31 protein-coding genes are annotated in these 21,549 nt (G+C 62.2%); 20 read left to right on the top strand and 11 right to left on the bottom strand.

What is annotated here, in order from left to right:
• The first annotated feature begins 2 nt into the window (after positions 1-2).
• Positions 3-224, top strand: coding sequence for a hypothetical protein (locus NKH90_RS15400; protein WP_352819982.1), 222 nt, complete (start codon positions 3-5; stop codon positions 222-224).
• Positions 225-257: 33 nt separating this feature from the next.
• Positions 258-971 (top strand): class I SAM-dependent methyltransferase, encoded by a 714-nt coding sequence (locus tag NKH90_RS15395; protein WP_352819981.1) that lies wholly within the window; start codon positions 258-260, stop codon positions 969-971.
• Here the strand turns inward: NKH90_RS15395 and NKH90_RS15390 are convergent.
• From NKH90_RS15390 to NKH90_RS15370, 5 genes are all read right to left on the bottom strand, one after another.
• On the bottom strand, positions 960-1,511 hold the full coding sequence (locus NKH90_RS15390) for an acyltransferase (protein ID WP_352819980.1): 552 nt from the start codon (positions 1,509-1,511) through the stop codon (positions 960-962). The two genes, NKH90_RS15395 and NKH90_RS15390, sit on opposite strands and share 12 nt — an antisense overlap.
• Positions 1,512-1,989: 478 nt before the next feature.
• The gene (locus NKH90_RS15385) at positions 1,990-2,163 is read right to left on the bottom strand and encodes a hypothetical protein (protein WP_352452704.1); all 174 of its coding nucleotides are present in this window, start codon (positions 2,161-2,163) and stop codon (positions 1,990-1,992) included.
• 167 nt (positions 2,164-2,330) lie between these two features.
• Complete coding sequence (locus tag NKH90_RS15380) at positions 2,331-2,498, bottom strand: hypothetical protein (protein WP_352458144.1); 168 nt, start codon at positions 2,496-2,498, stop codon at positions 2,331-2,333.
• A gap of 172 nt (positions 2,499-2,670) precedes the next feature.
• Positions 2,671-2,853 (bottom strand): hypothetical protein, encoded by a 183-nt coding sequence (locus NKH90_RS15375; RefSeq protein WP_352491000.1) that lies wholly within the window; start codon positions 2,851-2,853, stop codon positions 2,671-2,673.
• A gap of 133 nt (positions 2,854-2,986) precedes the next feature.
• Positions 2,987-3,172, bottom strand: a complete 186-nt coding sequence (locus tag NKH90_RS15370) for a hypothetical protein (protein ID WP_352474196.1) — start codon at positions 3,170-3,172, stop codon at positions 2,987-2,989.
• A gap of 152 nt (positions 3,173-3,324) precedes the next feature.
• On the opposite strand from NKH90_RS15370, the gene NKH90_RS15365 reads away from it, so the two are divergent.
• The 6 genes from NKH90_RS15365 (at position 3,325) to NKH90_RS15340 (ending at position 5,587) form a co-directional block, all read left to right on the top strand.
• On the top strand, positions 3,325-4,122 hold the full coding sequence (locus NKH90_RS15365) for an N-acetylmuramidase family protein (RefSeq protein WP_352819979.1): 798 nt from the start codon (positions 3,325-3,327) through the stop codon (positions 4,120-4,122).
• A 1-nt stretch (position 4,123) separates the two neighbouring features.
• A complete protein-coding gene (locus NKH90_RS15360; RefSeq protein WP_352819978.1) occupies positions 4,124-4,336 on the top strand; it encodes a hypothetical protein in 213 nt (70 codons plus the stop codon).
• Entirely contained in the window at positions 4,336-4,605 is a 270-nt protein-coding gene (locus NKH90_RS15355) for a hypothetical protein (protein ID WP_352474202.1), read from the top strand. The genes NKH90_RS15360 and NKH90_RS15355 overlap by 1 nt, the downstream gene beginning before the upstream one ends.
• Positions 4,590-4,793 carry a hypothetical protein gene (locus NKH90_RS15350; RefSeq protein ID WP_352491004.1) on the top strand — a complete coding sequence of 68 codons (204 nt, stop codon included), beginning with the start codon at positions 4,590-4,592 and terminating at the stop codon, positions 4,791-4,793. Before NKH90_RS15355 ends, NKH90_RS15350 begins: the two co-directional genes overlap by 16 nt.
• Positions 4,793-5,116: a hypothetical protein gene (locus tag NKH90_RS15345; protein ID WP_036245970.1), complete on the top strand. Its 324-nt coding sequence runs from the start codon at positions 4,793-4,795 to the stop codon at positions 5,114-5,116. The genes NKH90_RS15350 and NKH90_RS15345 overlap by 1 nt, the downstream gene beginning before the upstream one ends.
• A 171-nt stretch (positions 5,117-5,287) precedes the next feature.
• Entirely contained in the window at positions 5,288-5,587 is a 300-nt protein-coding gene (locus NKH90_RS15340; protein WP_352474206.1) for a hypothetical protein, read from the top strand.
• Positions 5,588-5,601: 14 nt separating this feature from the next.
• Here the strand turns inward: NKH90_RS15340 and NKH90_RS15335 are convergent, their stop codons facing one another.
• Complete coding sequence (locus NKH90_RS15335) at positions 5,602-5,877, bottom strand: hypothetical protein (RefSeq protein WP_352819977.1); 276 nt, start codon at positions 5,875-5,877, stop codon at positions 5,602-5,604.
• 168 nt (positions 5,878-6,045) lie between these two features.
• On the opposite strand from NKH90_RS15335, the gene NKH90_RS15330 reads away from it, so the two are divergent.
• The 4 genes from NKH90_RS15330 to NKH90_RS15315 all read left to right on the top strand — a co-directional run bounded on the left by NKH90_RS15330 (position 6,046) and on the right by NKH90_RS15315 (position 7,641).
• Complete coding sequence (locus tag NKH90_RS15330) at positions 6,046-6,342, top strand: hypothetical protein (RefSeq protein ID WP_352474209.1); 297 nt, start codon at positions 6,046-6,048, stop codon at positions 6,340-6,342.
• Between the two features lie 343 nt (positions 6,343-6,685).
• The gene (locus tag NKH90_RS15325) at positions 6,686-6,991 is read left to right on the top strand and encodes a DUF1236 domain-containing protein (protein ID WP_352474210.1); all 306 of its coding nucleotides are present in this window, start codon (positions 6,686-6,688) and stop codon (positions 6,989-6,991) included.
• A gap of 123 nt (positions 6,992-7,114) precedes the next feature.
• Positions 7,115-7,327 (top strand): hypothetical protein, encoded by a 213-nt coding sequence (locus tag NKH90_RS15320; protein ID WP_352452715.1) that lies wholly within the window; start codon positions 7,115-7,117, stop codon positions 7,325-7,327.
• A gap of 86 nt (positions 7,328-7,413) precedes the next feature.
• Positions 7,414-7,641, top strand: a complete 228-nt coding sequence (locus NKH90_RS15315) for a DUF2934 domain-containing protein (protein WP_352474214.1) — start codon at positions 7,414-7,416, stop codon at positions 7,639-7,641.
• 137 nt (positions 7,642-7,778) lie between these two features.
• Here the strand turns inward: NKH90_RS15315 and NKH90_RS15310 are convergent, their stop codons facing one another.
• Positions 7,779-8,093, bottom strand: a complete 315-nt coding sequence (locus NKH90_RS15310; protein WP_352474216.1) for a hypothetical protein — start codon at positions 8,091-8,093, stop codon at positions 7,779-7,781.
• A gap of 433 nt (positions 8,094-8,526) precedes the next feature.
• Between NKH90_RS15310 and NKH90_RS15305 the strand changes: the two genes are divergently transcribed.
• Complete coding sequence (locus tag NKH90_RS15305) at positions 8,527-9,216, top strand: hypothetical protein (RefSeq protein WP_352820044.1); 690 nt, start codon at positions 8,527-8,529, stop codon at positions 9,214-9,216.
• 135 nt (positions 9,217-9,351) lie between these two features.
• Here NKH90_RS15305 and NKH90_RS15300 read toward each other — a convergent pair whose 3' ends face one another.
• Complete coding sequence (locus NKH90_RS15300) at positions 9,352-9,684, bottom strand: hypothetical protein (RefSeq protein WP_352491006.1); 333 nt, start codon at positions 9,682-9,684, stop codon at positions 9,352-9,354.
• Between the two features lie 275 nt (positions 9,685-9,959).
• Here NKH90_RS15300 and NKH90_RS15295 point away from each other — a divergent pair, with 275 nt between their 5' ends.
• The 3 genes from NKH90_RS15295 to NKH90_RS15285 all read left to right on the top strand — a co-directional run bounded on the left by NKH90_RS15295 (position 9,960) and on the right by NKH90_RS15285 (position 12,084).
• A complete protein-coding gene (locus NKH90_RS15295; RefSeq protein ID WP_352819976.1) occupies positions 9,960-10,214 on the top strand; it encodes a hypothetical protein in 255 nt (84 codons plus the stop codon).
• 200 nt (positions 10,215-10,414) lie between these two features.
• The gene (locus tag NKH90_RS15290) at positions 10,415-11,665 is read left to right on the top strand and encodes an aconitase X (RefSeq protein WP_352819975.1); all 1,251 of its coding nucleotides are present in this window, start codon (positions 10,415-10,417) and stop codon (positions 11,663-11,665) included.
• Positions 11,662-12,084, top strand: coding sequence for an aconitase X swivel domain-containing protein (locus tag NKH90_RS15285; RefSeq protein WP_352474226.1), 423 nt, complete (start codon positions 11,662-11,664; stop codon positions 12,082-12,084). Before NKH90_RS15290 ends, NKH90_RS15285 begins: the two co-directional genes overlap by 4 nt.
• Here NKH90_RS15285 and NKH90_RS15280 read toward each other — a convergent pair.
• The 3 genes from NKH90_RS15280 to NKH90_RS15270 all read right to left on the bottom strand — a co-directional run bounded on the left by NKH90_RS15280 (position 12,081) and on the right by NKH90_RS15270 (position 16,573).
• Entirely contained in the window at positions 12,081-13,163 is a 1,083-nt protein-coding gene (locus NKH90_RS15280) for an SIP domain-containing protein (protein WP_352541118.1), read from the bottom strand. The two genes, NKH90_RS15285 and NKH90_RS15280, sit on opposite strands and share 4 nt — an antisense overlap.
• A 2-nt stretch (positions 13,164-13,165) precedes the next feature.
• Positions 13,166-15,298 (bottom strand): TonB-dependent hemoglobin/transferrin/lactoferrin family receptor, encoded by a 2,133-nt coding sequence (locus NKH90_RS15275; RefSeq protein WP_352819974.1) that lies wholly within the window; start codon positions 15,296-15,298, stop codon positions 13,166-13,168.
• Between the two features lie 243 nt (positions 15,299-15,541).
• On the bottom strand, positions 15,542-16,573 hold the full coding sequence (locus NKH90_RS15270) for a LacI family DNA-binding transcriptional regulator (RefSeq protein WP_352819973.1): 1,032 nt from the start codon (positions 16,571-16,573) through the stop codon (positions 15,542-15,544).
• Between the two features lie 373 nt (positions 16,574-16,946).
• Here NKH90_RS15270 and NKH90_RS15265 point away from each other — a divergent pair, with 373 nt between their 5' ends.
• The 4 genes from NKH90_RS15265 (at position 16,947) to NKH90_RS15250 (ending at position 21,546) form a co-directional block, all read left to right on the top strand.
• Positions 16,947-18,560, top strand: coding sequence for an extracellular solute-binding protein (locus NKH90_RS15265; RefSeq protein ID WP_352474231.1), 1,614 nt, complete (start codon positions 16,947-16,949; stop codon positions 18,558-18,560).
• 78 nt (positions 18,561-18,638) lie between these two features.
• Complete coding sequence (locus NKH90_RS15260) at positions 18,639-19,499, top strand: carbohydrate ABC transporter permease (protein WP_352819972.1); 861 nt, start codon at positions 18,639-18,641, stop codon at positions 19,497-19,499.
• A complete protein-coding gene (locus NKH90_RS15255) occupies positions 19,496-20,455 on the top strand; it encodes a carbohydrate ABC transporter permease (RefSeq protein WP_352819971.1) in 960 nt (319 codons plus the stop codon). The genes NKH90_RS15260 and NKH90_RS15255 overlap by 4 nt, the downstream gene beginning before the upstream one ends.
• Entirely contained in the window at positions 20,455-21,546 is a 1,092-nt protein-coding gene (locus NKH90_RS15250; protein WP_352819970.1) for an ABC transporter ATP-binding protein, read from the top strand. Before NKH90_RS15255 ends, NKH90_RS15250 begins: the two co-directional genes overlap by 1 nt.
• The last annotated feature ends 3 nt before the right edge of the window (positions 21,547-21,549 follow it).

Below are 21,549 nucleotides of genomic sequence, written 5' to 3'. Positions count from 1 at the left end.
CAATGGCATTCGCTATTCAGCATAAGGGCGAAATCATCACCGACCTCGAGGAGGGCGAGGAATGGGTGGTGGTGGGCGCGATGATCGTGATCGCAAGGCCGAAGGATTCGACACACAGCCGCGAAATCCCGGTTCCTGACGGCGACATTGAGGGTCTCGTTGAGGTCTGGGTAGGCGGCGGCGTAGTCGACGCTGGACGCCATTCGCAGGCAATGGCAGGATGAGGTCGGCGGGGGCTATCCTTGGAGGATTGTCCCATGGCGCATGCCGGCAGCATCATCGACATCTATGACGACTATTACGCCGATGGAAAAGTAGCCGCAAAACGGGACATAGCTTCAAACCAGTCGGTCGGCCACATCGAAGCGATCATTCAAGGCCAGTTCTTCGACAGGATTCTTGACATCGGGGCTGGCGAAGGTGCGGTGCTGGATAAGCTGAACAGGAAGGGGCTCGGTAAGAAGCTTGGCGCCGTCGAGATTTCGAAGAGCGGCGTCGAGGCCATCAAGGCAAGAAAAATCGCCAAACTGGCCAGCATCGACGTATTCGACGGCTATCACATCCCTCATCCCGACAAGTCGTTCGATCTCGGGCTTGCCATTCACGTCGTCGAACACGTCGAACACGAACGGATGTTTCTGAGGGAGGCGGCTCGGGTCTGCAAGAAGCTCTATATCGAGGTGCCTTTGGAGCATACGCGAGATCTCAGCAAGGCCATTCGGATGTCAGGGCCGTATGGGCATATCAACTTCTACACGACCCAAACGTTTGAAAACCTTCTCAAAACGTCCGGGCTAAAGGTCGAACGGCTAAAGGTTTTTGCGCACGACCTCGCCTATGAACAGCACCTGGCTGGCGAAAAAAAAGGATGGGTAAAACACAGACTGCGGACCGAATTTCTCAGGTTTGCACCCAACATGGCGATGCGCAGCATGGCCTACATGGCCGGAGCTCTGTGCTCAAGTCGCTGATCTAGCAGTAGCGCCGCCGATTTGCTTTGCAGGATTACCGCCGACCATACTGAAGGGCGGCACGTCTTTTGTGACGACAGACCCCGCACCAACGACCGATCCCTTGCCGATCGTTACGCCCTTGAGAATGATGACGTTGAAGCCGATAAAGACGCTGTCTTCAATCTTCACTGGCGCAATGGTGATCTTCGACCAGTCCTTTTTTCCCTGATGCCAGTCGGCGATATCTTCCTTGCGGTCCTGCCAACCCGTCGCGTGGGAGTTGTGATCGACGACTGTGGTACCCCAACTAATGATCACGTCATCCCCGATTTCGATCCTCTCAGCCGCGACGAGGTGGCTCTTGCCGATATAGGATCTTTTTCCAACGGTGATCTTTGCATCAGCGCGATCGAAGGAAAAGACGCCGTTGATGATGCATTCTTCTCCGATCGCATGCTTGCCTCGCCGCAAACTGCGGACGCTCCGCAAACTTAGCTTCGTCGCGGGACCGGAGGTGATGCCGGCTAGGCGGTAGAGGAATGATGGAACGAATGGCATATCAGTTACGGTCGAAGTGCGGCTTTGACAACCTCTCAGCGAAAGGCCGCGATTGCTCAAAGAATCTGAAATGCTTCCAATGTTGGTGTACCCCTTCGAAGAATGCCGGCGCCGCGTCTTCGAGGTCCGTAGCAATGATTGTGGGTGGGATTAGTTGCCCTTCGGCTAACTGAACCGACAACCGAAATTGGCTGTTCGCAATAAGCAGGTCAGTCTCCATCATCCATGCGACTCCTCACGGCTTAGCTATTGCGACAAGCGGCGGCGGTTTGCAAGCTTGCAAAACGCCCGCGGCCGCCAGTCTGGACGCCGTTTTAAATCGCCGAAAAGACGTCAGAAGAATTGCTCTGCGAGGGCCGCTCGGGATGCTGTGCGCACCAACGATGGCACAGCAGGCCGACCAGAAATCCTATAGCTGGGCGGTATTTCGGAATTGCCAGGGTCCATCGCCGACGCGGACCGGCCGCCGGCGGAGCCGCTACCGTCTGCTGTCCTGCGGCTTCTGGTGCGGGTCCTGGCTTTTCGACCACCAGACAAAATACAGCGAGCCCATCTTCATCACAGGCACGCGGCGGTCGCGTTCCCTGGCCCGCAACTCACGATAGGTCTTCATCTTCAGAGTGCCGCCAGGCAACCTGATACGCACTGCCATCGGTCCAACTCCCGTTGTGCAACGCAGCAATTTTCGTGCAATGCGGTAAGTAGAGACCTTCCGTTACGGGAGAGTCAACAGCAGCCTCATCAACTTATTTTGCAAACTGGCCGGCGGAGGTCGGGGCGGGCTTTCCCAGGCGCATGGCAGCCGAAAAAATTCATGCGTCACCCTGGCGACTGATCGTCAACCAGGCGCTGGCGGTTCGACCACCAGGTGAAATAAATCCGGCCAATCTTGACGACGGGTATGCGGCGGGCGCGTTCGCGGTCGCGCAATTCGCGGTACACCTTCACCTTCAGCGTGCCGCCCGGCATTCTGATACGCACTGCCATCGCTTCCGCCGCCCCAAATTGTGCAATGCAGCATCGCCTTCCGCTGCGGAAGAGTCAATGCCTGCCCGCTGACTATTTCTGGGACTAGTCGAGCGGCTTTGAGGTTTTGGCGCGCACGGCGGCTCCTGATCACCGAGGCGGCATGCCCAGTCGGGATCGTCGGGTGCGCGGGCTATTTCCTGGGCGAGGATTTTCTGGGCGAGGATGGGCGATCGGACACGCCGCTCGGCCACCAGATGACGAAGTAATTGCCGACCTGCCAAACCGGCACCTCGCGGTTCTGCTCGCGGCGCCGCAGCTCGCTCCTTTTCTTGATCTTCAAGGTGCCGCCCGGAAGCCTGATTCTTATCGTCACGTGTCCTCCCGCTAAAGCTACGAACGATAGACGGGAACAGTTTCATCCCGGCTAGGCAATTTCATCCAGGCCAAGCAATTTCGGGGCCGAAAACGCAGCGCGCCTGACCGCAGCGATATCGCCGGAACCGGCTTCATTTGAAGAAATCCGCAATGCCGTTGATGGCCAGCACCGCATAGACGATCGGTCCGGCGATAAACGCACAATAGAGACAGAGGATCGCCGCCAGCACCGCGAGCAACGGCTTGTCGCGAGCAACGGCGCGGAGCTCGGACTTCACCGACCAGCGCGCCGCAGCGGTTTGTTCATCATCAGACATGTGCACCATCCCGCGGCCATTTCACACGGCGGGTCGAAAACATCAACCTTCCTTGCCACATCGGCGCGGGCTGCCGCCCAATTCTGCTTTGCCGCCGCGCATCTGCTTTTTCAACCTCAAAACCTTGCCCGCGAGGGCGGAAAGGACTGCCCATGGACATGACGTTCAGGGGCGCCGCCAGGCGCCTCGATGATATAGACTTGCCGAAACTCGGTGCCCGGATCGGCGTCGGCGAGGACGAGATGCACGCGTTCCTCGATGTCGAGACCAGCGGGCATGGCTTCGACGCCGTTGGCCGGCCGGTCATCCTGTTCGAACCGCACGTCTTCTACCGCAACCTGTCGGGTGCCAAGCGGGCACAAGCGGTAGCCGCCGGCCTCGCTTATCCGAAGTGGGGCGCAAAGCCCTATCCCAGGGACAGCTACCCACGGCTCAGAGCAGCTTGTGCGATCGACGAAACCGCGGCGCTCAAATCGGCCTCATGGGGCTTGGGCCAGGTTCTCGGCGAGAATTTCAAGGCGGCAGGCTTCCTTACCGTGCAGGCGATGGCCGAGGCGATGATGGCGGACGAGGCGCTGCAGCTCGGCGCGGCGATCGATTTCATCGTCGAGAAGCGGCTCGACGACAATCTGCGCAATCATGACTGGTCGGGATTCGCCAAGGGCTACAACGGCGCCGGCTATCGCAAGAACGCCTACGATACCAGGCTTGCCGAGGCCTATCACAAATGGTCGCGCATCAAGGACACGCCCTGGCCGTCTGCCGGTCCGGTGTCGTCCGCGGTCGTCCCCGCAGCCCCGCCAGAGCCCGCTAAGCCAATCGCCGTTCCACAAGCGACCGCTACGCCCTCTGTACCTCCCGTGGCTGTCGCCAAGCCCGGCTTCTGGGCAGCGCTGATCGCCGCCATCCTCAAACTATCAGCCATCCTCAAGCTATTCGGAAGGAAATGACATGTGGACCCGGATCAAGAGCTTTTTCCGCGACAGCGAGACAATATTCTGGGCGCGGCTTCAGGCGGCCATCGGCGTCATCGCGATTATCGTCACCTATGTCGACCCGCAGGTTCTTTCGCCGGTCGTTCCGGGGGAATGGTTCCCCTGGTTTCTTGTGATCAACGGCGTTTTGACCGAGTTCCTGCGCCGCCGCCGCGCGGAGGACTTGTGATGGCAGCGCTTCTCAGCATTCTCAGCGCCATCATCGGCAACAAGCTCGTCATGACGGTATTCGCTGCCGTGGCGGGCGGCATCGGCCTTTACGTTGCCGGCGGCATCAACCGGGCGAGGAAGGAGGCGGTCAAACAGGCAGAGGCAAAAGTCGCGGCCGCCGAGGATCGTCTGGAAATGAGGCGCGAGGCCGCCGCCGAAGAGCGCAAGGCCGCCGGCATGGCCGATGCGGCAGCAAGGGCGGAGGCTCAGAAATGGGCAAGGCGCTGATCCTCTGCGTGGTGCTCGCCGGCTGCACGACAACCGCGCCGGCCGGCAATCCGCGCCAGGTCTGGTGCGACCACAACCAGCCGCGCCGGCCATCCTCCCCGGTCGTTGCCGCCATGAGCCGGCCCGAGCTCGACGAGATGAACGCCTTCAACGGGCAGGGCGCCAGATGGTGCGGGTGGACGCCATGATGCACGAATTGCTCGACGTCCTGGGCATCAAGGCGCCGGTGTTGGTCGCCGGCCTGTCCGGCGGCATTTTGCGGGCCTTGTCGCGCCACCGCTACAAGGTCCGCGAAATGGTGGCCTCGCCGATCTGCGGCGCGCTGGCGGCGGCCTATCTGACGCTGCCGGTCGTGCATTATTTCCGCGCCGCCGGCCTGCCCATTCCTTCTCCGGACGACGACACCACGACGCTGGCCGCGGCTTTTCTGATCGGCGTCTCGGCGATGTGGATCTCGGACATCGTCTTCGAGGTTATCGTGCGCCGGTTCGGGCCGGTGAAGGAGGAATAAGCCGCCCAAGCCCGCCGAAATAGTGACGTTCAGTTGGAGCCCGCCGCGCCGAAAGGTGCGGCGGGCTTTTTGCATTTTTGCTCGCATTCTGTACGATCTTTCTTTCGCGACAGGGCGGCTCGATCCGGCGCTGCCCGACCAAGATGCGCGTTAGGCATGGGAGATGGTGTCATGCTTGCCAAGGTCCAGACACAAGCGGCAGTCCTGACAGCCGGGGCGCTTCTGTTTGCCGCAACGGCCGACGCGCGGCCGGACAGCCGCGCGATGACATGCGAACAGACGCAGCTTCTGATCCAGAGGCATCGCTCTGTCGTGCTCACCACCGGCCAGAACACCTACGACCGTTACGTCCGCCAATTCGGCAATGAATGCGACTGGCCGCAGGTGCCGCGCGCCGCGTATATCAAGACGCGTGACGGTCAATGTCTGGTCTATCGCTGCCAGGAGCCGCTCTTCGACCTCCCGAATTGAAAGCAGGCGGCGGCTCATTCCTCGTCGAAAGGGCCACCTTCGCCTGCGAGATCGCGCGAAATGACACGTTCATCCGTATCGTCCGGCAAGGCCTCGTCGCTGTCCTGGTAAGCGTTATCGTCGTCCTCCTCCGGCAGTTCGCCGCTCTTCTCGACGTCATAGCGAATATCGCCGTTTTGCGGCACGCCGTCAGGGAGGATTCTCCCGCTCCGGATGGCATCCCAGTCCTGCTGCTCGATCGTCGGGCTCTCCGTCTCGTCGTCGGTTCGTTCTTTGCTGCGCGGTTCCATCGCCGGTTCTCCATAATGTCAGCGGCCCTGAATTGGCTCAGTGGTTGAACTCATAAGTCTGGCAGCCGGTTCCGGGCCGCTGCGGTCCGCGCGCATTGCCGCACGACGGAACCAATCGCGCCGGCCCGCCTTCACATTCAGAAGATACTGGCGCGAAAGGAGCTCGACATGAGACCGCTCATTTTCTTGCCGTACATGTTGGGTGCGCTGCTGCTGGCGGTGCCGGCGGCCGCGCAGCCGGGCGAACAGGCGCAATCCGACCGCTGCAAAGTCGAGCCGCCGGACCAGAACAGCCAGCAGCAGAAGCCGGCCGGCAACAATTTGTCCGATACGCTCGAGCCATGCGGTGGGGTCCTGAAGCCGCCGCCAACGGGCGATCAGGGCATGGCGGCGCCACCGCCGGATGAGGGCAAGACCCCGGTGATCAAGCCCGGCGAGGTGCCGCCACAGCCGCCAAAGCAGTAGCAGCGACGAGCGGCAACTTCGCGCCGCTCGCGCCGGCAGGTTTGTTGCACTCGCTGAGGAACATTAGCTTGTCCTAAATGTTATTTCAGACGCAGTAGATATCACCCCCCTCCGGTATCGCTGCTGATCGGGAAACCGATCGGCCCGCGTCTTGCGACGCGGGCCACCGCAAGCTCATTCGCAGTCCATTCGCCGCATCGCGCGGGCACTTCACCGCTGTTCGATTAGCCGCCACTTACGGAACAACAAGGTGGCGTGGGCGTTTGCCTAGAGGGTTCGCCGCTTCGACCGGAATGCCGCGTCGCAATTGTAAGGGCGAGGCCCGTAACAACAGGAGTAGACGATGAAAATCCACCTTGTTCCTGCTGCGGCGGGATTGGCGTTGCTTGCCGGCGTCGGCGTGGCCACCGCGGACCAGGTGATTGTCACGCCCAAACAGCAGACGGTCATCCGCGAATACGTCCACAAGCACCCGCTGGCGTCGATCAGTCTTCTGGGGGTGGAGCTCAATATCGGTTCCACGTTGCCCGATACGGTCGAGCTGCAACCGATCGATGTTCCAGACGTGCGGTACAGATACGTCGTCGTCGGCAATCGCACCGTGCTCGTCGACCCAGACACCCGCAAGATCGTGCAGGTCATCGAGTGATCGGCGTTGCCAAACCGCGAACCGGATTTGGAAGGTCACGGCCTAAGTTATCAAATGAGAGCTCCATCCCGAGCGATCGGGATGGAGCCGCTGTCGTCTCGAAACAGGAAAGGAGCCATTCCCATGCTGCCGCATGTCGAGCCGGTCAACGTGGCCGCCGCCGTCGACAAACTGCTTGCTGAACGAGGCGATGGCCTGCTGTCGATGAAGGCGGCGATAGCACTGTTGCGCGAACGCACCGGAACCGAGCGCTCGGACGCGGACCTTGAAGGGCTGATCATCAAGAAGGCGGCGCTCCTCGGGGTCGCCGTCCTGTGTGACAGAGAGGTTCAATGACGGTGTCGCCTGCCGCTCAAGACGCCGGTCGAAATTTCAGCTAGAACAAGGTTGCTTACGCATCAACCGAGCCGACGGAGGTATCAGTGACGGACAGGCAGGAACGGATTCGCCAGCGAGCACACGCGATCTGGGAACAGGCAGGCAGGCCCGACGGGGCGCATCAGCAGCATTGGGATCAGGCTACCGCCGAAATCGACGCAGAAACCGCCGCGCCGGAGACCGCCAGCCGACCGAAGCCGAAAGCACGCCAGCCTAAGCCGGCCGCCAGCAAGGACGGAAGCAAATCCAAGGCGCGACCACGTAAAGCGTGAACGCAAGCGGATTTGATTCCAACGCTGGATCTCGCGGGTGGTCGGCCCATACATCGTTCCATGATCGGCAGCAAAACCAGTCCTGACCGGTCCTGCTGCCGCAAGCCCGCGATGGCAAGCCCGATTGGCGCGGCTGACTACTTACCGCAATTGTTGTCGTTGACAGTCGGTGAAACCGTCCCGGCAGGCTTGTTGGATGCATCGGGTTGAGCTCCTTGCGGGGTTGCAGGGCAGTTTTCATCCGCATTGGAGTTCATGGTACCCGTCGTGCCCATCGTGCTGCGGGTCGTGCCAGGGTCAATACCGTTCGGCTTGGGCTGGACGACGATGCTCTTCTCGCTGCCAGGCGCATTGTTGTCCGACCCGGCGTTCTGGGCCATCGCCGCGGTCGCCAGACCGGCTGCAAGTATGGAAGCTGTCACGATTTTCGTAAGCATGTTGATCTCCATCATTGGGTTATCATCATGTGGCGACTACAGAAAAAACAACCCGGGTGATGGAAAGGTTCCGGCAAAAATGACGCAGCACAGTGAAGCAAACCCGCGCAGCGCGGATCTTCTCGGCCCCCCTTGTTCTATTACCGTAGGTAGGTTTGATGTTGTGGTTTGCTGATTAGGAATTCGCCTTCTTTGGCCGCCGACCGTCGCAACGTTCGTCTGTTGCGGCGCCATCAGCTGAGTCTCGCATCGCTTCAATCGGTAGAGGCCATCCCAAGTAAAACTTTCGGAAAATTTCACTACAAATTTCACGCGGCTGTTATTTGAAAATATACCATGAGGCCAGCGAGCTGATCGGCAACGAAACCGATCATCTTCTTGCAAATTAGTAGGTATGCAACCGGCGACGTCGCGGGCTGTTCAGCGCAACTACAGCAAGGAGAGTGTTATGACCACCTTAATCAAAACAATCACCGATGCGGTGGCAGGCAGCGCAGTTATTTTCATGCTCTCGATGCCCGTGAATGCCGCGGACGGAATTGCCGTTGGTGTTGGAACATCCATCGGCGGCAACGGCGGCATCAAAGCCGGCCTCGGCGCGACGGTTGGCGGTCGCGGCGGCATCAACGCCGGTGCCGGCGCGACGGTTGGCGGCAGCGGCGGCATCAAGGCAGGCCTCGGTGCGTCGTTGGGCGGCAGTAGCGGCATCAACGCCGGTGCCGGCGCGACGGTTGGCGGTTCCAGCGGAATCGCGGCGGGCGCCGGCGCATCGGTCGGGGGCAGAAGCGGCATCAACGCCGGTGCCGGCGCGACGATCGGCGGTTCCGGTGGCATTGCTGCCGGCGCGGGGGTAGGTATCGGCAGCGGCGTTAGGGCTGGCGCGGGGGTCGGGATCGGCAGCGGCATCAATGTCGGCGCCGGTGTCGGGATCGGCGGTGGTACCAATCCGAGCAATCCGTCCAACCCGGGCAGCCCTTCCAATCCCAGCAACCCCAGCAATCCCAGCTTGCCTCAGGTCGTTGCCGACATGTCGGGCGACAAGTTGGCCAGGATGAAGAAGCGCTGCGTTGACGTGCTCAGCGAAGGCACTTACGACAGCGATCTGCGCCAATTGTGCCTGCTGATCGCCCGCCGCTAAGGCGAATACATCGGATGAATGTCGGACCGGGCCGAGAGGCCTTCGTCCACCAAAGCTCCAGCAGTCCAAAGCCCGCCATTGCGGCGGGCTTTTTTCCGAGCACGTGGCGGCAGCATGGCGGGGGCTCACACGCGCTCAGTGTGTTTGACGGCCAGGATCCGGCGAAGCGGACGCTTCGTCTTCCAAGGCGTCCCAGCCCGGCGCGGGACTGCTTTGCATCAGTTCGGGGCACGCGAACTCCGTCAGATCGGTTTCCGCGAAGCCGTCGAACTCGATAGCCGCCCCGTAGAGCTGGGCTGCTTGCATGACGAGCCATTCGATGTCTTCGCGCGCAACATTCTCGGCGAGGTTCTGCAGTCGCGCGGCTTCGGCGACAGCAGTCAGATTGATGGCAATCCCGGACCGCAATACAGCCCGAACTCGGGAACTGACGTCTTCGTGCAGGCGAACCGAAAATCCGTAGCGCATGGAAAACCTTCCCTTCAGGAGCGGTTTGTCCCTCATGTTCCACGATGCGCCCAGGATTCGCGATTGGCAAGCGAAATTCCTTAAAAACTCGTTTTATGTCAAATAGTTAGCTTATTTTGTTGATTGCCTACCTGACGCTTGATCCGCTTCATCTGACTTCTGCATGACTCGCTGATCCGAAGGCCTTGACGCATTCTGCTCACGTACCTAACTCTACAGAAAATTAGGAACACACTAACTCAGCTGCATTTAGGCTGGTGTGACAGGAGGCCGAGATGTCCGAACTGGAACGCCCGGAACGATTGCAGATCATGCTGACCGTCGATGAACTGGCGGCGTTGGAGAACTGGCGCTTCGAGAAGCACATGCCGAGCCGGTCGGCCGCGGTACGTGAGCTTTTGAGGCGAGGTCTCACAGCCGATGGTTTCCTGACGGCGGCGCATGGGACCAAGTCGCGCGATTTCGGCATTCTGCCGCATTCTGCAGATGGTGACCGCAGCGCGGCCGACGGACCGTCCCAGAAGGAATAGCGCCGAAGGAATAGCGCCGTTTCCGCCGCGGATCGCCCGCTCTGCGACCGTGCTTCGCGTCTCTCTTGCTTCGCGATGAGCTGTGAACGTCTGGTCTGCTGACGGCTGCGAAGTAGAAGAGATCCAAAGCTCTGTCTTGCCAGACGCTCCGTAATCAGGGAGTGCTTGATCGGCATAGTGCGGGCTCGGGAATATTGCCGATGACGCTGGAATTGACGGCCGGCGACCAGTCGATGCTGCATGGCGAGCAAGGCTCGGCAGCGGCTGCCGCCATGACGATCCTGGTTGCCTTTTCGAAGGCGGTCGGCGCGCGCAAGTTGCTGGACATTGCCGGTGCCCATATCGACGGCTGCCTCTATCACGGCCAGGCCAGCCTCGATTTCGTCGAAAGGCTGATCGAGGGCGGCGGCCGCGTTCGGGTGCCGACGACGCTGAATGTCGGTTCGTTCGACCTCATCCATCCCGGATTGGTGAAGATACCGGTGTCGCAAGAAACGCCGGCGCGACGCCTGATGAAGGCGCATCTGGAACTCGGCTGCCAGGCGACCTTCACCTGCGCACCCTATCAGACCCGGTTCCGGCCAAGGTTCGGCGAGCAGATCGCCTGGGGTGAATCCAACGCCATCGTCTTTGCCAATTCGGTGATCGGCGCGCGGACCAACCGCTATGGCGATTTTATCGATTTGTGCTGCGCAATGACCGGGCGCGCGCCGGCATGGGGGCTGCATCTGAGTGAAAATCGACGAGGCCAGGTCCTGTTCGAGCTGACTGACGCTGCTTTCGAGCCAAGCGACGCTCTGTTTGTCGGCGTCGGGCTGATCATCGGGCAAAGGGCTGGCGACCGCATCCCTGTCATATCGGGCCTGCCGCAGCCGCGCGACGAGGACCAATTGAAGGCGCTGGGGGCGGCGGCGGCAACGACGGGTGCCGTGGCGCTGTTTCATGCCGTCGGCATCACGCCGGAGGCGAAGACGCCGGATGAGGCGTTGCACGGCCTGGCGCCGGAGGAAAAAATCCGGATCTCTCGCGCTGACATCCACCATGCGCTGGCCAGGCTGTCGAGCGTTCCCGACGGCGTGCAGCTCGCAGCCGTGTCGTTAGGCACGCCGCATTTCTCCCATGAAGAGTGGATGCGCCTGTTGCCGCTGCTGCGCGAAGTCGGTCCAGGCAAAGGTGTCCCGATCTATGTCAACACAGGGCGCGCGACGCTGACGCGGCTGCAGGACGAAGGCGCACTGGCCGGCATGGAAGCCTTCGGCCTTGTCCCGGTCACCGACACCTGCACCTATGTCACGTCGATCCTCGAGCGTCTCGATGGCGTGGTGATGACCAATTCGGGCAAATGGGCGCATTACGCACCTGGCAATATCGGTGTCTCGGTGGCCTTCGGTGACATGGAAGACTGCGTCCGCTCCGCTGCGGCCGGCCGCGTCGTGCGAGGCGCGCCATGAAGACGCCGGCCAGAACCGGTACATTCCACCTTTCCGGCTCGGCACAAGGCCCAGCGCTGGTGCTTTCGCAGGCGCTCAGCTTCTGGGGCGGGATCGACGTCGAAACGGGCGACATCATCGACCATTCGCATCCGGACCTGGGCGGTAATATCGCCCGCAAGATCCTGGTGATGCCGAGCGGGCGAGGGTCGTCGTCCTCGTCTTCGGTTCTGGCCGAAGCGATCCGCAGAGGCACGGCGCCGGCCGGCATTATCCTGGAGCGGCCGGACCCGATCCTTGCCGTCGGCGCCATCGTTGCCGAATTCCTCTACGAAATCAGCATGCCGCTGGTTGTCTGCGACGTGTCAGGCATTGTCTCCGGCGACCGGATCGCAATCGGTCTGGGCGAAGATGCGCAAGCGATGGTGAGCAAGCTCTAGCCGGCCATCAGTCCCGCCGCGCCCCGCCGCCAGTAGGCTGCCGCCAGTGTTTCGTTGCGGCCGAGCGCCAGCGTGCCGCGCCAGTGTTCGCGCACCGTCGTGGCGGCTGCCGCTTCGGCCGCAAACCAGCCGAATGCCGAACCGGTCGGCCATGCGACTGACCGGATGGCGCGCGCCAGCCTGTCGTCGAGCCCGGCTGGCACCCCATTTCTCGGCAGCCAGTGCACCTCTATTCCGGTTGCGTTGTCGACGACCTGCCGTTCGCCATCGTCGGCGATCTCTATGAAGGCCACGCCTTTGGTCTCGGCGGGCAGCGTCTCCAGCATGCGAGCCAGCGCCGGCAGGCCGGTTTCGTCGGCGCCCATGAGATACCAGGACGCCGGTCGTACCCGACGGCCGACCGGCCCCATCATGCCGATCTTCATGCCGGGCGCCGCCTGCATGGCCCAGCGGGCGCCGACGCTGTCGCCGGGGTGGATGAGGAAGTCGACCTCGATGATGCCCATTTCGACGTCGAGGGCCCGGATGGTGTAGACGCGCGCTGCCGGGCGCCTGTCGTCCGAGGGCCATGCCGGGAGGCCATTGCTGCCGAGCACGGGCCAGAGCGGATCGGGGACGTCCCTGGTCGGAAACAGCATGCGGATATGCATGCCGCCGAATTTCGCAAAACGAGAGAGATCCTCGCCGGCGAAGCGGATGCGGCGCATATGCCGCGTCAGGTCGCCGACTTGGGTGACGACCATCTCACGGAACTGCGCGAGGCGGGTTTCTTCGGCGAGATCGCCGGTCCAGACGATCTCGGGACTTTCTTCCTTGGCATATACCTCTACGGCAGTGGCCAGCAGGTCCTTGATGCGGGCCAGCCCATCGCGGTCGGCGGCGTTGGCCCGCATCACCAGCCGCTCCATGTCAAGGGACGCGTCGCCGAAGGCGAAGCGGAAGTCGAGCCGCTGCCCCTCCCGCGAGGCATCGGCATCGAAGCTCTGCAGCCTGTCGCTGATGCGGTCGATGTAATGCGGCAGGTTGCGCAGGTTCAAGCGCGCTTCGCAGGCCAGTCCGCTCACTGAAGCTTCCCTCATTCTCAACCTCCGATCCTGCCTGTGAGCGCCACCTTGAAGGTGCGGCCCTTGCCCTGTTCCGTCGCCGCCGTCGCCGACCAGGCGCTTTGCGGGTCGGTGTAGGCGGTGTTGAAGACGTTATCGACGCTGAAATCGAGCTTGGCGTAGTCGTTGATGCGCCAGTTGGCAAAGACGTTGACCAGGTCGAAGCCGTCATCGACCACGACCGGCGCGTCGGGATTGGTGCGGCTTGTCCGGGTGATCTTGCCGACGCTGAGATATTGCGCACCGACGGTGAGCTGGTCTTCCAGCATGCGGAAGCCGACGGTCGCCGAGAAGCGGTCGAGCGGCGTGTTGTTCAGCGTCTGGCCGGAATAGACGCCGCTGACGACCTTGGCGTCGATCAGGGCGCCGGCGAGGTTCGCGAACCCCCAGCCATAGTCGTAGACGGCTTCGGCCTCGATGCCCTTCAGCCGCGCGTCGCCGATGTTGATCGCCATCCGCGGCAAAACGGTGAGGTCGACGTCGATATAATCTTCGACGGCGGTGTGGAAGACGTTGACCTTGGCACGAAACAGGTCGCCCGCGGCCAGCACATCGTCATATCTCAGATTGATCCCGGCTTCCCAGTTCTTCGCCGTTTCGGGCTGCAGAAGCAGGTTAGGCTGGTAGCTGTCGCCGCCGCCATGCACGCCGCCGCCGCGATAGACGTCCTGCAGGCCTGGTGCCCGGTAGCCTTCCGAATAGGTGCCGTAGAGCTGGAAGCCATCCAACGGCGTCACGCCGACGGTGAGGCGAGGCGACCAGCGATCGCCCGAAATCGAGGCTTCCGCCGGCGGCACGGTCTTCGTTTTGCCGTCGAGCTGGTAGCCGTCATAGCGCATGGCGGCGATGAGCTGCAGCCAGTCGCTGTAGTCGCCCTGCCATTGCAGGAAGCCGCCATAACCCTGCTGCTCGCCCGAACCGAAATGCGCGGCCTCCGACGTGGCCTCCAGATAGTAGTAGTCGAGACCGTAGGTGAGGGTATGTGCCAACTCCCAGGCGTCGAAACGCGAGGAGTTCTTCAGGTTGAAGCCGGTCGTGGCGACGTCGTAATAGCGGAAGTTGCCGATCGCCGTTGCCGGCCAGACCTGCGTCTGCTCGGCGCGCGTGCGGTTGTGGTATGCGTTGACACTGAGGTCGATCAGTTCGTTGTCGTCCGGCCTCCACATATAAGCAGCCGTGTAGGTCTGGTTGGTCGTGTCGGTGTCGTAGCGGCTCAGCGTTGGCGAGGTCGAGCCGCTCGATCCGGTGATCTGGTCATTGTAGCGCTGCAGGATCGCGCCGAGCTTGAGCTCGTGGCCGTCGGCCGGCCGCAGGGTCGCCTTCATATAGCCGCTGGTGATGCTCTCGCCGGTCCATGGCACGGCGTCGCCATTGCCATCGGTGTAGCTGTCGCGGTCGCGATAAATGAGGTTGCCGATGATGTCGGCGTCGTCGCTGAAACGGTAGGCGCCGGTGGTGCTGGTGGTGAAGCCGTCGCCATTATCCTCATAGCCCAGCTTCTCGCTCAGCGCCCAGCGCTCGTCCTGCTTGAGGAAATCGCCGGCATCCCTGGTTTCGAAGGACACAACGCCGCCGATGCCGCCCGAGCCATAGGCGTTCGAGACCGGGCCGCGAATGACGGTCGCTTCCTTGATTAGTTCCGGCTCGACATAGAACGAGCCCGAGCCGTGGCCGACGCGCCAGTAATCCTGGCGGGCGCCGTCGAGCGTCACCACCACACGGCCATATTGTTCGAGGCCGCGAATGTTGATGGCGGTTGCCGGATCGTCGCCGTTCATCGAAGCGGCAACGCCGGGCGTGGTGCGGAACATGTCGGCGGCGGTGTCAGGCTGGATGCGTTCGAGCTCTTCCTGATCGACGGCGCTGATGGCGGCCATCGATTCGATAATCGCCGTCTTGATCATCGTCGCCGAGATGGTGATCAGGTCGAGCACGGTCGGCTCGTTCTGCCCAGTTCTAGCCTGCTGGGCGACCTTGACCGGCCGGTCGGCCTTGGCGGCGGCGCCGTTCTTCTCCGGCTTCTGCGCGGCGGCCAGCGGCGCGGCACACAGGCCGAGCGCGAAGGCGAGCGCGGTGCTCGCCATCAAGGTCTTGTTGCTTGTCTGTTTCATGCGTGCAGCCCCGGGAAAAGCAAAGATTGCTGGCGGCGGCCGTTGGCCCTGGCTGGCATGATGGAGAAGCCTCGACACACGGCCGGGCAGGGGTACTTATTAAAACATGATGATAGTAGTCAACTTAATTTTACGCCGAATGCGATCGGAGATTCTCAGTTGGACTGTCGAGTTTTGCCGCCAAACATTTCGCCCGAGCGTCCTGATTTCCAAAGAACACCAGGTCTCACTTGCACGACTGGTTCAGATCTCCGGAATGCTTTCCCTGAAGATCACCTGCAGCCTTGGCTGGTGCAATTCGTAAGGCAAGCCCCTGACCGCATGGCTCAAGGTGTTGAGCGCCTCGCGGGCTTCGACGCGCGGGTTCTGGTCGATGACCGCGTCCAGCGTGCCGTCGAGCAGAAGCTCCTTGGTGCCTTCCGTCACCTCATGGCCGAGAAAGACCGTCGACAGCGCGCGCCCGCGCTCCTTGAGTGCGCGGGCGATGCCGGTGTTGCCGGCGCCGACATTGTAGATGGCGGCCAGGTCCGGGTGCCGGTCCAGCAGGGCGGAGGCCTCCGAATAGGCCTTCTCCCGGTCGTCGAGCATCTCGCGCATCTCGACGATCTGCAGATTGGGCGATTCTTCCGCCAGTATGTGGCGGAAGCCCATCTCGCGCTCTTCGTGGCCGCGGTAGGAGAGCGAACCTGCGAACAGCGCGACCTTGCCCGGACGCCCGGCACCCATGAAGCGGTTGAGCAGATAGCCGGCGAGCCGGCCGGCGGCGCGGTTGTCGATGCCGATATAGGCAACCCTCGGCACATGCAGGATGTCGGAAGCGATGGTGACGACCTTGACGCCGCTGGCCGAAAGCGAGCGGATCGCCTCGCGGACCGTCGGATGGTCGAGCGCGATCACACCGACGCCCTGCGTCTGCCCGTGCAGTTCCTGCAGCAGACGCGCAAGCCGGTCCGGATTGAAGCCTTCGATAGTAGCGACACGGACGTCGAGGTCGGGCCGCGCCTGCGCCTGCGCCTCGATCTGGCGGTGCAGCATCTTGATGAAGGAATTGGTGCCGGCGGGCAGGGCGAAATCCAGCCGTATGACCTCGCCAGTAACCGCGTTGAGCGAGCTCGGATTATTCGAATTTTCAGCGATATAGCCAAGCCGCTGTGCCGTTTCGAGCACGACCTCACGGGTGCGCGCCCTGACCCCGGCGCGGTTGTTGAGCACACGGTCGACCGTGGCGGCCGAAACGCCGGCCTCCCGGGCTATGTCTGTCAGGGTGGACCGCACTGTCGATCACCTCATTCCAAAACGCGCCAGGGGCGCATCGAGATCACGCATTTCATGGGTCCACCGTCGGAGAGCGGCTTCATCGCCGTCCGCGATTCTGATGGGAAATGATGTAACCGGCCTTGGCCGATGCGCAAGCCGTTGCGCTACACCAGAGTGCCCAAGCAGACCAAAGCGGGGAGGTGGGCAGCCGGGCTCCCTCAAATTCAAGCACCGGCTTCAGTATGAGAGCCCTTACAAACGCCATTCTTCCCCTCCCGTGAGATGTTATGATGTATTTTGATTATTTATGATGTTGACAGGCTTCGTATAGTGCCGTCAATATCCATCATAAGGGCCGTGGAGGAAACAAGGCCCTGAGGGAGGAGTTCCAATGTCGAATTTGGTCCGCGTGTCGCGGCGCCGTTTGCTGGCGTCCGGTGGAAAGGCGGCAGTCCTTGTTGCCGCCGCAGGTATTGCACCGAAATTCATTCGCCCGAGCCGTGCCTATGCGGCCGATGCCCTGGCGCCCGGCATGATCGGTGGCCCGACGGGTTTCGACGGTTCGGAGCGCTATCAATATGGTGCCGATACGCCGGAGGGCCGCGCCATCGAGGCGGCCAAGGCGATGAAGGGCGCCGGCAAGGCGCCGGCCAAGATCGTACTTGGCCTGTCCGACGGCTCGATCGGCCAGTTGACCCAGCCGTTTCCGGCCGGCGCGCCGTCGATCAAGGATCTCTGGGAGAAGGAAACCGGCATTCCGTTGGAAATCGTCGGTGTGCCCAACGGCCAGGAATTCACCAAGACGATGCAGGACATCTCCACCAAGGGTGGGGCGTATGACATCTACGCGGTCGAATGGAACCGTCTTGGCGACCTCGCCGAAACCGGCGGCATCCTCAAGCTCGACGACTTCGTCGCGCAATACAAGCCGGAATGGGACGATCCCGAGCGCGGCTATGTCGACGGCGCCAAGGGCGTCTCGCTGCTCAACCAGTATCGCGGCTCGACCTACGGCGTGTCGCTGGATGGCGATTTCCAGACCTGGGTCTACCGCACCGATCTGTTCGGCGACGCAGCCGAGAAGAAGGCTTTCTCCGACAAATACGGCTATGAACTGGCGGCGCCGAAGACCTGGAAGCAGCATGACGAGATCGCGGCTTTCTTCCAGCGCCCGGACAAGGGCCTGTTCGGCTCGACCGATCTGCGCAACCAGGGCTGGGGCTACACCAACTGGTATCAGCGTTATGTCTCAATGGCTTCGCCCAATCAGTTCTTGTTCGACGATACCGGCAAGCCGCTGATCAATTCGGAGCAAGGTATCGCGGCGACCAGCGAGTACATCGCGTCGCTTTCGCACCATTCGCCGGATGCGATCTCCTGGGGCTGGCCGGAGCAGTACGGCAATTTCGCCAAGGGCGGCGCGGCCATGACCTGCGCCTTCTCCAATCTGCCGAAATTCCTCGACAATGCCGGCAACAAGGATTCAGCTGTCACCGGCAAGATCGGCTCGATGCTGCCGCCCGGCCGCGAAATCGACGGCAAGCTGGTCAGCCGGTCGGTGCTGTGGCTCAATCTGTCGGCGTCGGTGTCCTCGCAAGCCAAGAATCCGGAGGCCTGCTACCTGTTCCTGCAGTGGCTGGGCTCAAGCCGCATCTACGCCTGGATGACTGCCAATCCGGGCGGCTACTTCGATCCGTTCCGGCTATCGGATTTCTCGGATCCGCTGGTTCGCCAGACCTATCACGCCTACCACATGGACGTGGTGCGAGAGACGGTCGCCCGCACCGTGCCCACCATCAACTATCCCGGCGCTACCGCCTTCCACAACGCGCTGGACGAGAACCTCGTCGCCGCGCTGACCAAGGCCAAGACAGCCGAGCAGGCGATGGCCGACACCGAGGCCGAGTGGAAGAAGATTGCCCGCCGCACCGGCGAGGAGAAGCTTCTCGAAGCCATCAAGACCAACAAGGAGGCCTGGCCGACCGTCCTCGATCCGATCGCCTGATCCTTCCAGGATCCTACCAAGAAGGGGAGGAGCGGTCGCTCTTCCCCTCGGCAACGAAGGGCCCAGCAAAGCCGCAAGATGAAGCGTTCAGTTCCTTTCGAGATATTCCGCTATGCCGCGATCCTTGCGGCGATGGCGGTGACGCTGGTGCCGATCCTGTGGATGGTGTCGATGGCGTTCAAGCCGATCGCCGAATGGTCGGCGACCGGCGCCGACCTGACATGGTGGCCGAAGAACCCGACACTCAGCAATTTCCGCTTCGTCTTCGGTGAATCGACCAACAATCTGATCGTCGCCCTCGACCGCACAGCTTTGAAGCCGATGCTGTCGTCGCTGCTGTCGGCCACATTCGGTACGGCAATCGCCATGTCGGCGGGCACCGCGGCGGCCTACGGGCTGTCGCGCTTCGGCTCGGGCCAGAACCTGCCGCTGGCGCTGATCCAGCTTCGCCTGTTTCCGCCGATGGCGGTCATGACCCCGGTGATGATCATGTGGGCCTTCCTCAACTTCACCGACAGCTGGTGGGGGCTGTCGTTGATCTACGGCATCGTCACGCTGCCTTTCGCCTTCTGGCTGATGAAGACCTTCTTCGACGACATGCCGCGCGAGATCGAGGAGGCGGCGCTGGTCGAGGGCTGCTCGCGGTGGCGCGTCTTCACGCGCATCACGCTGCCGATGATGCGCGCGCCGCTGGCCAGTGCCGCGCTGTTCGTCTTCATTCTCAACTGGTCGGACTATCTGATTGCGCTGCTTCTGACGACGCGCGAATGGGTGACGGTCCCTGTCTACATGGCCTCGCTGTCCTCCTCGATGACCGGCCAACTCTACGGCGCCAAGGCGGCGCTCGGCCTGATAGCCGCAGTGCCGCCTGTCATCATGGGCATCGCCATCCAGCGCCATCTGGTGCGCGGGCTGACCTTCGGGGCGCTCAAGCAATGAGCACGGTGACTGCGACGATTTCGGAGGGCGACATGCAAGCCTCCAAAGCGGCGTCGGTGCTGCCGGACGAGGGCGCAAAGCTCGGATTCCGGCTGACGCTGCCGGCGCAGATCCTGGTGCTGTTCATCGCCGTCTTCCCGCTCCTGATGCAGCTCTACATCAGCCTGACCGACTGGTCGCCGCTGTCGGGCACCGGCTGGTGGAACGCCTGGTCGATGTGGAACAGTTTCGCCAACTACACCGACCTTGCCGCCGATGCGCGCTTCTGGAGCGCGCTGAAGCGCACGGCCATCGTCATGATCGTCTGCGTGCCGGCGGAGTTCCTGCTCGGCTTGGCGCTCGCGACACTGTTTGCGGACGAGTTCCCCGGCAAGCGGATCTTCTACTCGATCCTCTTGATGCCGATGATGGTGGTGCCGGCGGTGGCCGGCTACATGTTCTTCATGCTGTTTCAGTCGGGCGGCCCGGTCAACGACATCCTGTCGGCGATCTCAGGCTTTCCCGTCACCATCGCCTGGCTGTCAGACCCGACGCTGGCGCTCATCGCCGTCATGGTCGCCGATATCTGGCAGTGGACGCCGCTGATGTTCCTGATCCTGCTTGCCGGCCTGGTCGGCGTGCCTGAGGACCAGATCAAGGCGGCGACGCTGCTCGGCGCCAACCCCTGGCAGCGCTTCGTCACCATCGTGCTGCCGAAGATGAAGACGATCATCATCATCGCGCTGGCGATCAGGGTGATCGAGAACTTCAAGATATTCGACACGCTCTACATCATGACCGGCGGCGGTCCCGGCGTCGCTACCGAAACCATCTCCGTTTACATCTACAAGCTCACCACCCAGGACCTGATCTGGGGCTATGTGGCGGCAATCGCGCTGGCCATATTGATCGTGCTGTCCATCGCCGCGGTGTTTGCCATGAAACGCATGGCTCGGGTACGCGAGGTGGCGGCCTGATGAGCACCATCCATCTGCAGAACCTGGTCAAGAAATTTGGCGATTTCACCGCGCTGAAGACGATGGACCTGGCCATTGCCGACGGCGAGTTCATGGCGCTGCTGGGGCCGTCCGGCTGCGGCAAGTCGACGACGATGAACATGATCGCCGGCATGGAAGAGCCGACCAGCGGCAAGATCCTGTTCGGCGAGCGCGACATGGCCGGCGTGCCGATGGGGCGGCGCGGCGTCGGCTTCGTCTTCCAGAACTATGCGATCTTCACTCATATGAGCGTGCGGCAGAACCTCGCCTACGGGCCGAAAATGCGCGGCGCACCAAAGGCCGAGATCGGCCGCCGTGTCGGCGCCATTGCCGAGATGCTGCAACTGACGCCGCTGCTCGACCGCAAGGCGGACAGGCTGTCGGTCAACATATTGCAGCGAGTGGCGATCGGCCGTTCGGCGATCATGGAGCCGGCGATCTTCCTGCTCGACGAGCCGCTTTCCAATGTCGATGCCGCATTCCGGGCGGTGATGCGGACCGAACTGAAGCAGTTGCAGCGGCAGTTCCGGCAGACCATGGTCTACGTCACCCACGACCAGCTCGAAGCGATGACCATGGCCGACCGCATCGCGGTGATGGACCATGGCGTGCTGCAGCAAGTCGGCACGCCGCTGGAAGTCTACAACGATCCGGCCAATGTCTTCGTCGCCCGCTTCATCGGCGCGCCGGGCATGAACCTGCTCAAGGGCTGGCCGGCGGAAAGCGACCGTGGCCTGGTCGTCGATCTCGGCCCGCTCGGCGTGACACCGCCGCTGCCGGTCGAGATCGCCGATGCCGTACGCAGGATGCGCGGCGAGGTGTTTTATGGCTTTCGACCGGAGCAGGTGACGCTGGCTGAAGACGGCCGTGGCCTGTCCATGCCGGTGAGTTTCGTCGAGCGGATCGGCGCGCGCACCATCATCCACCTTGGCGACGGCGAGACTGCGGTTAAGGCGGTGTTCGACAATGATGTCGGGCTGGCGATCGGGCAGACAGCCGTCGTCGCACCTGCGGTGGAGGCGGTGCGCGTCTTCGACGCCGTCACCGGCCTTGCCTTGAGAGCGGGCTGAGAC

The sequence above is a fragment of the Mesorhizobium sp. M0898 genome, from assembly GCF_040319695.1.
In the GTDB taxonomy this organism is placed as follows: Bacteria; Pseudomonadota; Alphaproteobacteria; order Rhizobiales; family Rhizobiaceae; genus Mesorhizobium.
This window is presented reverse-complemented; position numbering and strand designations above follow the sequence as displayed.

Excerpts from the sequence above, each read along its gene's own strand:
- NKH90_RS15310 (WP_352474216.1), bottom strand. The coding sequence starts at position 8,093 with ATGATGGAGATCAACATGCTTACGAAAATCGTGACAGCTTCCATACTT.
- NKH90_RS15390 (WP_352819980.1), bottom strand. The coding sequence starts at position 1,511 with ATGCCATTCGTTCCATCATTCCTCTACCGCCTAGCCGGCATCACCTCC.
- NKH90_RS15285 (WP_352474226.1), top strand. The coding sequence starts at position 11,662 with ATGAAGACGCCGGCCAGAACCGGTACATTCCACCTTTCCGGCTCGGCA.
- NKH90_RS15330 (WP_352474209.1), top strand. The coding sequence starts at position 6,046 with ATGAGACCGCTCATTTTCTTGCCGTACATGTTGGGTGCGCTGCTGCTG.
- NKH90_RS15360 (WP_352819978.1), top strand. The coding sequence starts at position 4,124 with ATGTGGACCCGGATCAAGAGCTTTTTCCGCGACAGCGAGACAATATTC.
- NKH90_RS15300 (WP_352491006.1), bottom strand. The coding sequence starts at position 9,684 with ATGCGCTACGGATTTTCGGTTCGCCTGCACGAAGACGTCAGTTCCCGA.
- NKH90_RS15265 (WP_352474231.1), top strand. The coding sequence starts at position 16,947 with ATGTCGAATTTGGTCCGCGTGTCGCGGCGCCGTTTGCTGGCGTCCGGT.
- NKH90_RS15385 (WP_352452704.1), bottom strand. The coding sequence starts at position 2,163 with ATGGCAGTGCGTATCAGGTTGCCTGGCGGCACTCTGAAGATGAAGACC.
- NKH90_RS15250 (WP_352819970.1), top strand. The coding sequence starts at position 20,455 with ATGAGCACCATCCATCTGCAGAACCTGGTCAAGAAATTTGGCGATTTC.
- NKH90_RS15305 (WP_352820044.1), top strand. The coding sequence starts at position 8,527 with ATGACCACCTTAATCAAAACAATCACCGATGCGGTGGCAGGCAGCGCA.
- NKH90_RS15260 (WP_352819972.1), top strand. The coding sequence starts at position 18,639 with ATGAAGCGTTCAGTTCCTTTCGAGATATTCCGCTATGCCGCGATCCTT.
- NKH90_RS15365 (WP_352819979.1), top strand. The coding sequence starts at position 3,325 with ATGGACATGACGTTCAGGGGCGCCGCCAGGCGCCTCGATGATATAGAC.
- NKH90_RS15395 (WP_352819981.1), top strand. The coding sequence starts at position 258 with ATGGCGCATGCCGGCAGCATCATCGACATCTATGACGACTATTACGCC.
- NKH90_RS15255 (WP_352819971.1), top strand. The coding sequence starts at position 19,496 with ATGAGCACGGTGACTGCGACGATTTCGGAGGGCGACATGCAAGCCTCC.
- NKH90_RS15295 (WP_352819976.1), top strand. The coding sequence starts at position 9,960 with ATGTCCGAACTGGAACGCCCGGAACGATTGCAGATCATGCTGACCGTC.
- NKH90_RS15370 (WP_352474196.1), bottom strand. The coding sequence starts at position 3,172 with ATGTCTGATGATGAACAAACCGCTGCGGCGCGCTGGTCGGTGAAGTCC.
- NKH90_RS15350 (WP_352491004.1), top strand. The coding sequence starts at position 4,590 with ATGGGCAAGGCGCTGATCCTCTGCGTGGTGCTCGCCGGCTGCACGACA.
- NKH90_RS15275 (WP_352819974.1), bottom strand. The coding sequence starts at position 15,298 with ATGAAACAGACAAGCAACAAGACCTTGATGGCGAGCACCGCGCTCGCC.
- NKH90_RS15400 (WP_352819982.1), top strand. The coding sequence starts at position 3 with ATGGCATTCGCTATTCAGCATAAGGGCGAAATCATCACCGACCTCGAG.
- NKH90_RS15280 (WP_352541118.1), bottom strand. The coding sequence starts at position 13,163 with ATGAGGGAAGCTTCAGTGAGCGGACTGGCCTGCGAAGCGCGCTTGAAC.
- NKH90_RS15340 (WP_352474206.1), top strand. The coding sequence starts at position 5,288 with ATGCTTGCCAAGGTCCAGACACAAGCGGCAGTCCTGACAGCCGGGGCG.
- NKH90_RS15290 (WP_352819975.1), top strand. The coding sequence starts at position 10,415 with ATGACGCTGGAATTGACGGCCGGCGACCAGTCGATGCTGCATGGCGAG.
- NKH90_RS15355 (WP_352474202.1), top strand. The coding sequence starts at position 4,336 with ATGGCAGCGCTTCTCAGCATTCTCAGCGCCATCATCGGCAACAAGCTC.
- NKH90_RS15325 (WP_352474210.1), top strand. The coding sequence starts at position 6,686 with ATGAAAATCCACCTTGTTCCTGCTGCGGCGGGATTGGCGTTGCTTGCC.
- NKH90_RS15345 (WP_036245970.1), top strand. The coding sequence starts at position 4,793 with ATGCACGAATTGCTCGACGTCCTGGGCATCAAGGCGCCGGTGTTGGTC.
- NKH90_RS15335 (WP_352819977.1), bottom strand. The coding sequence starts at position 5,877 with ATGGAACCGCGCAGCAAAGAACGAACCGACGACGAGACGGAGAGCCCG.
- NKH90_RS15380 (WP_352458144.1), bottom strand. The coding sequence starts at position 2,498 with ATGGCAGTGCGTATCAGAATGCCGGGCGGCACGCTGAAGGTGAAGGTG.
- NKH90_RS15320 (WP_352452715.1), top strand. The coding sequence starts at position 7,115 with ATGCTGCCGCATGTCGAGCCGGTCAACGTGGCCGCCGCCGTCGACAAA.